9 protein-coding genes are annotated in these 9,651 nt (G+C 70.6%); 3 read left to right on the top strand and 6 right to left on the bottom strand.

The window, feature by feature from the left end; translation table 11 throughout:
* Positions 1–43: 43 nt before the first annotated feature.
* From E1264_RS00045 to E1264_RS00035, 3 genes are read right to left on the bottom strand one after another with little or no spacing between them, the layout of a single operon-like run.
* Entirely contained in the window at positions 44–679 is a 636-nt protein-coding gene (locus E1264_RS00045; protein WP_165963885.1) for a GNAT family protein, read from the bottom strand.
* A gap of 4 nt (positions 680–683) precedes the next feature.
* On the bottom strand, positions 684–1,997 hold the full coding sequence (gene fabF, locus E1264_RS00040) for a beta-ketoacyl-ACP synthase II (protein ID WP_207935625.1): 1,314 nt from the start codon (positions 1,995–1,997) through the stop codon (positions 684–686).
* Positions 1,998–2,051: 54 nt separating this feature from the next.
* Entirely contained in the window at positions 2,052–3,428 is a 1,377-nt protein-coding gene (locus E1264_RS00035; RefSeq protein WP_132168309.1) for a class I adenylate-forming enzyme family protein, read from the bottom strand.
* A gap of 355 nt (positions 3,429–3,783) precedes the next feature.
* Here E1264_RS00035 and E1264_RS00030 point away from each other — a divergent pair, with 355 nt between their 5' ends.
* On the top strand, positions 3,784–4,038 hold the full coding sequence (locus tag E1264_RS00030) for an acyl carrier protein (protein ID WP_165963884.1): 255 nt from the start codon (positions 3,784–3,786) through the stop codon (positions 4,036–4,038).
* Between the two features lie 10 nt (positions 4,039–4,048).
* On the opposite strand, the gene E1264_RS00025 is transcribed toward E1264_RS00030, so the two are convergent.
* The 3 genes from E1264_RS00025 to E1264_RS00015 form a co-directional block, all read right to left on the bottom strand.
* Positions 4,049–5,020: a sigma-70 family RNA polymerase sigma factor gene (locus tag E1264_RS00025; RefSeq protein WP_132168194.1), complete on the bottom strand. Its 972-nt coding sequence runs from the start codon at positions 5,018–5,020 to the stop codon at positions 4,049–4,051.
* A 27-nt stretch (positions 5,021–5,047) separates the two neighbouring features.
* Positions 5,048–5,941: an alpha/beta hydrolase gene (locus E1264_RS00020; protein WP_132168192.1), complete on the bottom strand. Its 894-nt coding sequence runs from the start codon at positions 5,939–5,941 to the stop codon at positions 5,048–5,050.
* A 113-nt stretch (positions 5,942–6,054) separates the two neighbouring features.
* Complete coding sequence (locus tag E1264_RS00015; protein WP_132168190.1) at positions 6,055–6,420, bottom strand: metalloregulator ArsR/SmtB family transcription factor; 366 nt, start codon at positions 6,418–6,420, stop codon at positions 6,055–6,057.
* A gap of 108 nt (positions 6,421–6,528) precedes the next feature.
* Here E1264_RS00015 and E1264_RS00010 point away from each other — a divergent pair, with 108 nt between their 5' ends.
* Both E1264_RS00010 and E1264_RS00005 read left to right on the top strand, forming a co-directional pair.
* Complete coding sequence (locus E1264_RS00010) at positions 6,529–7,602, top strand: ArsO family NAD(P)H-dependent flavin-containing monooxygenase (RefSeq protein ID WP_132168188.1); 1,074 nt, start codon at positions 6,529–6,531, stop codon at positions 7,600–7,602.
* A 426-nt stretch (positions 7,603–8,028) separates the two neighbouring features.
* Positions 8,029–9,468, top strand: a complete 1,440-nt coding sequence (locus tag E1264_RS00005) for a serine/threonine-protein kinase (protein WP_132168186.1) — start codon at positions 8,029–8,031, stop codon at positions 9,466–9,468.
* Positions 9,469–9,651 lie beyond the last annotated feature (183 nt).

The raw sequence follows: 9,651 nt of genomic DNA, 5'->3' as shown, positions 1-9,651 counted from the left end.
GTCCGGCGTTACGCCGACCCGGCCGACCATCACGCATCCGGTCTTACCTCTCGGGCCCGGTCGCCCGGTTCAGCAGCGTGGAGAGATGGTCCTCCGGCCTGCTCGCCAGGTACTCCTGGAAGACCTTGAACGCCTCCCGCTTCTCCGCCTGGGGGATGGTGTCCGGCTGGAGCTGCAGCGTCCGGACGAGCTCGTAGTAGTCGTCGCGGAGCAGGGAGAACACGACCGCGTCGTGGTACTCGCCGTCGAGGAAGTAGTAGTCGCGGAGGATGCCCTCCAGGACCATGACGCCCTGGGTGACCATCCTCATCGGCTGCCGGTTGAAGAGCCCGGCCTTCATCTCCACCCGGTGCGCGTTGCGCGCGTGGAAGATGTACTGCAGGAGCAGCAGGACGGCCTCGACGCCGTACCCGTCCGTCCAGGCGCTCTCGTCACCGATCGCCACGCCCAGCTCGTAGCTTCCGACGTATTGGAGCTGCCTCCAGGACACGACGCCGATCCGCTCGCCGTCGTTCCTGACGACCATCAGGAAGGTGTCGGCGCCGCGGCTCAGGTCCTCGGGGCGGATGAAGTGCGGGGAGCCGGCGCCGTAGGTCCCGACGCGCCCGCCGATCCAGTCGGCCAGCAGCTCGAAGTCGCCGTCCTTCATGCGCCGCAGCGAGACGTAGTCGCCCTTCATGCGCTCACTCCCCATCCTGGTCGTTTGTGGTGCCGTCCGGCCGTGCGGGCTCCGGCCCGTCCGGCCATCGCCTGGCGACCAGCACGGCGTTGTGCCCGCCGAAGCCGAACGAGTCGCTCATCACGACGTCCGGGTCGTGCCGCCGCGCGACGTGCGGGACGAAGTCGAGCTCCGGGTCCTCCGGGTCGTCGCAGTTGATGGTCGGCGGCAGCATCCCGGTCAGCAGCGTCTGGACCGCCGCGACGAACTCGACGGCCCCGGCCGCGCCGATCATGTGGCCGAGCATCGACTTGATCGAGCTGATCGGGGTGCGGGGGGCGTCCGCGCCGAAGACCGCGCGGATCGCCGCGATCTCGATGCGGTCGTTCAGCACGGTGCTGGTCCCGTGCGCGTTGATGTAGCCCACCTCGCCGGGACGGACGCCCGCCTCGGCGAGGGCCAGGCGCATCGCCCGCTGGGCGCCCAGGCCCTCGGGGTGCGGGGCCGTCAGGTGGTAGGCGTCGGTGGTGGCGCCGTATCCCGCCAGCTCGGCAAGGATGGTCGCGCCCCTCCGGGTCGCGTGCTCGGCGTCTTCGAGGATGACCACACCGGCGCCCGCCCCGTACACGAAGCCCGTCCGCTCCCGGTCGAAGGGACGGCTGGCACGCTCGGGCTCGTCGTTGCGGCGCGACAGCGCGCCCGCGATGGCCGTGCCGGCGATGTTGAGGGGGCTGATGGAATCGTCGCAGCCGCCCGCGATCACGACGTCGGCCTCGCCGTGCTGGATCAGCCGCATCCCTTCGCCGATGCTGGTCGCGCCCGTCGCGCAGGCCGTGTTGATCGAGGCGGACGGGCCGCCCGCACCGACCCACAGGGCGATCTGGCTGCCCGCGATGCCGTTGGACGCGGTCGCCGCGTAGTGCGGCGGTACCTTCCGGTATCCGCGGTCGCGCAGCCGCATCTGGCACTCGGTGACGAACCGGTCGGGGCCGTCGCTGCTGCCGACCAGCACCGCGGTGCGCTCGCCCAGCTCGGGGTCGATCTTCAGACCGGCCTGGGCGAGCGCCTCCTCGGCGGCGGCCAGCGCGAACAGCGCCGACCGGTCGAGCCGGCGGACGATCTCGCGCGGCCAGTCCTCGGGCGGGGTGAACCCGTGGACCTCGGCGGCGAACCGGACCGGCAGGTCGCTGGCGTCGAACCCGGTGATCGGGCCCGCCCCGCTGCGTCCCGCGAGCAGGGCGGCCCACCACTCCTCGACCGACGTTCCCACCGAGGTGATCACACCGGTGCCGGTGACCGCGACCCGGCGGCGCGGCGGATGGTTCATGTCGTTGGTCATTACGATCTCGGTTCCCTTCCCGCGCCAGGGCACGGCTGAGGTATCCAGACGGGGTCATGCACGGGAATCTCCACCGGCCGCCGGTGCGGACGGCCGGAACACCGCCTCCCAGCAGACGCGGCGGAGCTCGGTGCGGTCGGTCTTGCCATTGCGGTTGACCGGGAACCGGTCGAGGACGACCACCTGGTCGGGCTGCTCGTAGGGGGCCAGGTGGGAGGAGATCCGCCGACGCCAGGCCCGCGCGTCGGCGCCGCCGGGATCCTCGACGGCGAAGATCAGCGTGCAGCCGCGCCGCTCGTCGTCGAGCGGGACCACGGCGACCGCCCGGCCGATCGCCTCCGCCCTGCGCTCCAGCGCCTCGGGGTAGAGCGTGTGGCCGAGCCGGTGCACCGCCTGCCTGCGGCCCAGGACGAAGAGATGCCCCTGATCGTCCAGGTAGCCGAGATCCCGCGTGCGGTAGGGGGGAGGCGGCGCCGGGTCGACGGTGCCGTCCGCCGCGAGGTACCCCTCCATCACGTCGGGGGACCGGACGGCGACCTCGCCGACCTCGCCGGCGGGCGCGGCGCGCCCGTCGTCGCGCAGGATCCCGAGCTCGATGCCGTCGAGGGCGTGACCGCACCCCACCGGCGTCTCCGGGGTCGCCAGGGCGACGTTGCCGAGCTCCGTGCTCCCGTACCCGTCGAGCAGGGGGTGCCCGAACACCTCCCGGAAACGTTCCGAGAAGCGCGCGTCCAGCGGAGCGCCCCCGGTGCAGAACAACCGCACCGACTTCAGCCGCGACCCGAGTTCCGGTCTGCGTTCCAGGAGGGAGACCAGGCTCCGGTACGTCGCGGGCGTGGCGTCCAGGACGGTCGCGCGGTACGCGGAACGCAGCACGGCGCCCAGCCGGCGATACGGGCCGACCAGCACCCCGGCACCCGAGAGAAGCGCCAGGAACAGCAGGGAAAGGCCGTACTGATGGGAGAACGGGAGCAGCGGAAGGAACATATCCGTGGGCCGATAGCCCATCGCCTTCCCGGTGCGTTCGACATTCCCAAGAAATGCCTCTCCGGACCGCACGACACCCTTGGGCCGGCCGGTTGACCCGGACGACCATGTGATCAACGCATCACGCCTGCGCCGCCATCTATCGAGATCCAGGGTACCCGCCCCGCTCCCAGCACCCGCCACCCCATCCAGGAGACGCTCGAACCGAATCGCACGCACCCCCGAGGGCGCGGAAATATCGTCACCGAGCAGCACCCACTCCACCTTTGCCAGTTCCACAGCGCGCTGACTTTCCTCCGCCGTCTGCTGGTGATCGACCAGGACCAGCGAGACATCAAGATGGATCAGCGCGAACAGCACAACGGCGAAGGCCACCGAATTATCGGCCTTGAGCATCACCCGGTCACCTGCGGAGACACCGGTCTCTCGCAGCCGCCGGGACATCTCGACGGAAGCGGGAACGTCTGCGGCCGACCACTCCCCTACGCCGGCGGGTGACAGCACGGTATCCACTTACCGTCACCTCCCCACGGCGAATGATCATCGTCCGACAGTGGCATAGTAGCCACCGCGAACAATGCCGACAAGAGCCGTCAAACGCCAAAACTCGCCGCCGCTATACATTTCGATATAGCACATCTACCAATGGTTATAGATTTGGCCCGCCACACTGAACAAAAATGGGCGACGGCTTGTCCGGCGAAGGCGTCCGGTCCATAGTTGTCGGCATATCACCCGCCGCAACTCGCGGCGGCGGCGCCAGGCATGGCCTCGCTCAACCCGGAGGTGTTCGATGGAAGTGTCCGAGACACAGGTTCTGCAGGGGATCGGTGAAATCGTGGAGGACATCATCGGCGTACCCGCCGACGGCCTCACGCTGGACACGCACCTCGTGGACGACCGCGGCCTCGACTCGCTGGCCATGGTCGAGCTCGGGTTCGCCCTGGAGGACAGGTTCGGCGTGGAGATCGCCGAAGAGAACATCAAGGACCTCGTCGTGGTCCGCGACATGGTCGGCTACGTCCTCGACCGCGCGGCCCGCGTGGCAAGCTGATCTCACATCGTCAGAGGCCGACCCCGTCGAGACCGAACCTGTCGAGCAGGGCGGGTCCGCCGCCGAAGACGGTGATGCGGGCGATGCCTTCGGGGGTCGCGGTGAGGACGCCGAGGCCGAACGCGCGGTGGGTCCCGCCGGCGTCGCGGAGGTAGGCGGCAGCGGCGGGCTGGCCGTTGGCGATGGTGGGGGTCATGCGCCAGTCCCCCGGTGATCCGGTCACCTGCGCGAGGTAGCGCAGGCAGGCCGCGATGCCGGAGAACCAGGTGCGGGTGCCGACCATCTCTATCGCGGCGTCGGCGCGCAGGGCCCGCTCCAGGGCCCCGACGTCGGCGTTCTCGAAGCCCGCGATGTACTGCGCCAGCAGCGCGCGGGCGTGCGGATCGGTCGGCTCGACGAGCCGCTCGCGTTCCGGGGCGGCCTCGTCGAGACGGGCGCGGGCCCGCTGCAGCGCGCTCTTGACCGCCGGGACCGTGGTACCGAGCATGTCCGCGACCTCGGCGGCCGGGAAGCCCAGCACCTCGCGCAGGACGAGCACGGCCCGCTGCCTCGGCGGCAGGTACTGCAACCCGGCGATGAGCGCGAGCCGCAGCCGCTCGCGCGCGGCGACGACCGCGGCGGGATCGTCCGCCGGCGCGGTCACCAGCGCGTCCGGGACCGGCTGGAGCCACGCCACCTCCGGACCGGCCCCGTGGTCCGGCGGAGCGTCCGGGTCGGTGGCGGGTGCGCCCAGGCCGGACGGCAGCGCCCGCCTGCCGCGATCGCGCAGCGCGGTCAGGCAGGCGTTGGTGGCGATGCGGTACAGCCAGACCCGCAGCGACGACCGTCCCTCGAAGGTGCCGTAGGAGCGCCAGGCCCGCAGATAGGTCTCCTGGACGAGGTCTTCCGCTTCGTCCAGCGATCCGAGCATCCGGTAGCAGTGCGCCAGCAGTTCGCGCCGGAACGGCTCGGTGCTACGGGTGAACTCGTGCTCGTCGGGCACCGTCGCCTCCGCTCTCGTCCCGGCCGGTCACAGGCCGAGCCTGGGGGCCGCCCATGCCGCCATCCTCCGGACGGCGTCGTCGGCCTCGGGTGCCCTGCCCGCCGCCATCTGGAAGGTGTGCTGCATACCGGGGAAGACGTCCAGGCGGACGTCCACGCCGGCCTTGCGGGCATGTTCGTCGAGCATGCGGGCGTCGTCCAGCAGCGCCTCGTCCCCGCCCACCTGGATGTAGATCGGCCCGAGGCCGGACAGGTCGGCGTGCAGCGGGCTCGCCAGCGGATCGCGGGGATCGCCGTCCTCGCCCAGGAACGTGGCCGCGAGCATCCGGACGGTCTCCCGGTAGAAGAAGGGGTCCTTGTCCTCGTTGGTCTCGTAGGACTTCCCGGCGGCCTCCATGTCCGTCCACGGCGAGAACGGCAGCGCGGCGGCGGGCAGCGGCAGGCCCCGGTCCCGCGCCCGGAGCTGGGCGGTGATCGACAGCCCGCCGCCGGAGGAATCGCCGGTGAAGGCGATGTGCGCGGGGTCGATTCCCTGGCCGATCAGCCATCGGTAGGCGTCGACCACGTCGTCCACCTGCGCCGGATGGGTGTGCGCGGGGGCCAGGCGATATTCGATGATCAGCGCCCGCGCCCCGGTCGCCTTGGCGAGGTGGCCGAACATCTTGCGGTGCGTGTAGATCGAGCCGCCGACGAACCCGCCCCCGTGCAGGCACAGGAGCACCCTGTCCTGGACGCCGCGTTTCGGCACCGCCCACATCGCGGGCAGGCCGCCCGCCTCAACCTCGATGTAGTCCACCGCGCGCGGCTCGGCGGTCAGATCGCCCCAGGACTCGTCGTCCGGCCGCTCGTCCTCCGGCCGGGTCATCGCCTGCCGGACCGCCGCCCAATGCCGCCTGACCGCTTCGGCCTGCTTGCTGATCATCGTCCCTCCCCGCTTCGATCTGCGCTCACCCATGCAGACCGCCGCCCGCAGGAAAGGAATCGCTCCCGCGACCAGGAGCCCAAGGGCTGCGGGGCTGTGGCGGGTGCCGCTGGTCAGGTGGTGGCGAGTGAGGGGAGGGCGAACAGGCCTGAGAGGCGGGTGAGGCGTTCGGGGATGATCCGGTAGTAGACCCAGGTGCCGCGGCGTTGGCCGTCGATCAGTCCGGCTTGGCGTAGCACTTTGAGGTGGTGGGAGATGGTGGGTGCGGTGAGGTCGAAGGGGACGGTCAGGTCGCACACGCATGCTTCGCCGTCGTCGGCCGAGGCGATCATGTTGAGCAGCCGGAGGCGGATCGGGTCGGCGAGGGCTTTGAATACTGCGGCGAGTTCGATGGCGTCGGTTTCGTCGAGGCCGGAGGTGCTGAGCGGGGCGCAGCAGGCCGGGGTGGTGATGTCTTCGAGGCCGATCGGCGTGGACATGCTTCTAATTTGACATTCATCTATGCAGGGATGCAAACTGGCGCCTGTTTAGAAGAATGTCGAAGTAGGTCTGTGCGGGAGGGGAGAGTCGCGATGAGCGGGAGCGGTATGAGCGCCACCAGTGCCGCCGTTCTGGACGTCGCGGTCATCGGCGGCGGCCAAACGGGACTGGCCGCCGGGTTCTACCTGCGACGCAGCGGCGTGAATTTCGCCATCTTCGATGCCCAAGAACAACCAGGCGGGGCGTGGCAGCACATGTGGGCGTCGCTGCGGCTGTTCTCGCCTGCCCGCAACAGCTCGCTGCCCGGCTGGGCGATGCCGTCCTGGGACGACGGCTACCCGCCTGCCACACACGTCGTCGACTATCTGACCGCTTACGAGAAGCGCTACGACCTGCCCGTGCATCGGCCAGTCCGCATCGAGGCGGTGCATCGCGACGGCGACCTGCTCCGGTTGGACGCCTCGACCGGGTCCTGGCAGGCCCGGCACGTGGTCAGCGCGACCGGCACCTGGGGGCGGCCCTACCTGCCGTACTATCCCGGACGCCACGAATTCCAAGGCCGCCAGCTGCACACCGTCCACTACCGTACGCCCGAGCAATTCCACGGTCAGCGCGTCGTCATCGTCGGAGGCGGCAATTCGGCTGCGCAGATCCTCGCGGATCTGGCCCCGGTCGCGACCACGATCTGGGCCGTTCGGCGCCCGCCCCGATTCCTGCCCGACGACCTGGATGGACGAGCCCTGTTCGACCTGGCCAACCGCCGCTACCGCGACCTACGCGACGGGCGGGCCGACCCCGGCGGGTTGGGCGCGCTGGGCGACATTGTCGCCGTCCCCCCGGTCCGGCGCGCCCGCGAGCAAGGCGTCCTACACGCCTGGCCGATGTTCAGCCGTCTCACGCCCACAGGCGTGGCCTGGCCCGACGGGCGTACCGAGGACTGCGACGCGATCATCTGGTGCACCGGATTTCGTCCCGCGCTGAACCACCTCGCTGCCCTTGGCCCGCGCGACGACGCCGGGCACATCCCGACCGACCGCGGAACCCGCGCGCTGCACGAACCCCGGCTGCACCTGCTGGGCTACGGCGACTGGACCGGACCGGCGTCGGCGACGCTGATCGGCGCCGCCCGCACCGCACGCGACGTGGTCCGAGAGATCACCGCCGAGCTCGGCGTCCGCTGAGCCGGGCCCCGTTTTCAAACCACCTCGTGGCGCCGCGTCCGGGCTACGGCTCCCGCCGGGCAGACGGTGTGACAAATCCGGTGCTCGTGGCGCTTGCCCAGGTGAAGGTCACGGAAACCCCACTGTGACCGTATGCCGGGACACCTACCGGACTGAGGTCGTCCTGGCGCTGGGTCCGCCCCCTCGCCCCCGTAGGGGGCGGGCCCCTTCCGGGTGGATGAACGCCTTGCTGGCCGGGCTGGAAGGACGGCCCTCGAAGGCAGAGAACGTACGGGTCCTGATGCCGAAAGCTCGGCCCGCGATGGTCTTCGGGTGACGTCGCTGTCGCGGCGAGCGCTCTAAGGGGAGGAGTCACGACCGATCGGGCAATCCGGTCGGTGCCACGCGGCGACGGGCGTTGCGGTGGCGGTAGTGGGATCTGGGGTCATGGGACGACATGGACGCACGGCCGAAGGCGCGGTGCTGCTGGCGGGCCGTTACCGGCTGATCGAGCCGATCGGCCGGGGCGGGATGGCCGAGGTGTGGTGCGCCGACGACATGTCGCTGGGACGGCGGATCGCGATCAAGCTGCTGGATCCCGCGTCCCCGGCCGAGGGGACCCGCGACGATGCGGACCGCACGCTCGGTGATCGGGTGTGGCGGGAGGCCCGGGGCGCCGCCCGCCTGGTGCATCCCAACGTGGTGCAGGTCTATGACGTGGCCGCCGACGGCGATCGGGTCTTCCTGGTGATGGAACTGGTCACCGGCCGGGACCTGGCCGCGATCATCGACGAGCGGGGACCGCTCGCCCCCGCCCAGACGGCCAGGCTCGGAGCGCAGGCGGCCCGCGCGCTGGCCGCCGCCCACACGGCCGGCGTGGTGCACGGTGACGTCAAGCCGGCGAACCTGCTGCTGTCCGACGACGGCGTCCTCAAGCTCACCGACTTCGGCATCGCCCGTCCCCTGCACGTCCCCGTCACCGAAGAGGCGGCTGGGAAGGTGGTGGGCACCGCCGGTTACCTGGCCCCCGAAGTGGCTCTCGGGCACCCGCCCGGCAAGGCCAGCGACCTGTACGCGCTGGGCTGCGTGCTGTACGAGCTGTCCACCGGACAACCGCCGTTCACCGCCGACACCTCCGTGGCGGTGCTCCACCGGCACCTGCACGACGCCCCGGTCCCGCCCGGACGGCTGCGTCCGGAGATCCCACCGGACCTGGAGCAGGTGATACTGCGGCTCCTGGCGAAGCACCCCGACGGGCGGACCGGTGACGCCGCCCGCGTGGCCGAGGTCCTGGAGCTCATCGGCCAGACCGGCACCCCGAGCACTGTGCCGGACGGACCGGCCGGCGCCACCGAAGTGCTCCCCACCCTTGCTCCGAACGTCGCGCGGCACGCCCGTCCGCACACCGAGGTGCTGCCACCGCCCCGGCCCTCCCCGATGGAGTGGCTCGCACGGCGCCCGCTGCTCGTCGCCACCCTCGGCGCGGTGGCCGTCATCATGGTCGCCGTCATCATCGCCGCCACCGGGCCGGAAGACCGACCCGCCGCGGGCCCCTCCCAGGCCGGTACTCCCTCGGCCCAAGAACCGGACGGCGCGCGATCCCCCGACCCGGCGACACGTCCGCAGTCCACGTCATCGGCACTGATCGCCCTCCAGCAACGCATCGCCCAGCAGGCTGACAGCGGACGGCTCGACAAGGACACGGCCGACAAGGTCACCGAACACCTGGAAAAGCTCGCCGAACACCTCCGCGAAGGCAAGGACGACGAGCTCGCCGAAAAGGTCACCGAGATACGCGACAAGCTCGACGAGGCCTCCCGCCGGGGCGACTGGACGCCCGACCCCACCACCCTGCGCCTCCTCGACACGTTGGCGACCGCAGAGTGACGGCCTTCCGGTTCATCGGTCGGGGTGGCATCTCAGCATCGCTTTGGTCTATGTCGACTCTCGCCACTGAACAGAAAGATTGATCCACGCAATTTGTGACGATAAGTACGCACGCCCCTACAATGCGGGGGCATGGCGCATCCTCCCCCGTACGGTCAAGATCCCCGCAACGCTCCCCCATAC

Origin of the sequence: Actinomadura sp. KC216, assembly GCF_004348535.1 — a bacterium.
Taxonomy (GTDB): domain Bacteria; phylum Actinomycetota; class Actinomycetes; order Streptosporangiales; family Streptosporangiaceae; genus Spirillospora.
Note: the sequence above shows the minus strand (reverse complement) of the source record. Positions and strands in the feature narration are given on the sequence as shown.

Bases quoted from the DNA above. Each gene is read 5' to 3' on its own strand.
- E1264_RS00045 (WP_165963885.1), bottom strand. From the start codon at position 679: ATGAAGGGCGACTACGTCTCGCTGCGGCGCATGAAGGACGGCGACTTC.
- fabF (WP_207935625.1), bottom strand. From the start codon at position 1,997: ATGACCAACGACATGAACCATCCGCCGCGCCGCCGGGTCGCGGTCACC.
- E1264_RS00035 (WP_132168309.1), bottom strand. From the start codon at position 3,428: ATGTCCCGGCGGCTGCGAGAGACCGGTGTCTCCGCAGGTGACCGGGTG.
- E1264_RS00020 (WP_132168192.1), bottom strand. From the start codon at position 5,941: ATGATCAGCAAGCAGGCCGAAGCGGTCAGGCGGCATTGGGCGGCGGTC.
- E1264_RS00015 (WP_132168190.1), bottom strand. From the start codon at position 6,420: ATGTCCACGCCGATCGGCCTCGAAGACATCACCACCCCGGCCTGCTGC.
- E1264_RS00010 (WP_132168188.1), top strand. From the start codon at position 6,529: ATGAGCGCCACCAGTGCCGCCGTTCTGGACGTCGCGGTCATCGGCGGC.
- E1264_RS00005 (WP_132168186.1), top strand. From the start codon at position 8,029: ATGGGACGACATGGACGCACGGCCGAAGGCGCGGTGCTGCTGGCGGGC.